The 377-nt window shown below is 40.8% G+C and carries 1 pseudogene; it reads right to left on the reverse strand.

From position 1 onward, the window contains the following. Positions 1-377 (reverse strand): annotated as a pseudogene (locus tag AB4653_RS01010) (TonB-dependent siderophore receptor); the annotation flags it as partial.

A 377-nucleotide genomic window follows, 5' to 3' on the forward strand; every position in this document is an offset into this window, starting at 1 on the left:
CTTCGTAATATCGTCTCCACCGAAATTGAATGTTTCTTTCTGAGAATCAAACAAGTTTGTAGCGAATAAAGACATACGTCCGTTAGTAAACACATACGCAACTTGTGCATTTGCAACCCAGTAAGCATCAATACTCTGGTTAGCTGAGTTTTCAACGTCACTGAAGTAATCTCCAGTGTAATTCGCATTACCACTCAATTCGAAATTCTCAGCAAACATGTATAAAGCACCGAAGCTTGCCGTCAAAGAAGGGGCACGAGCGAGTTCTTTTGAGCTATTAGCATGATCTTTGTAGCTTGTTTTCAACAAACCAAGTGAAGCCAATAGCTCTAGGTTAGATGTTGTTAACCAACGGCTTCCTAGTTCTGCACCGTAAG

This window comes from Vibrio sp. 10N.222.48.A3 (genome assembly GCF_041475345.1).
Taxonomy (GTDB): Bacteria; Pseudomonadota; Gammaproteobacteria; order Enterobacterales; family Vibrionaceae; genus Vibrio; species Vibrio tasmaniensis_A.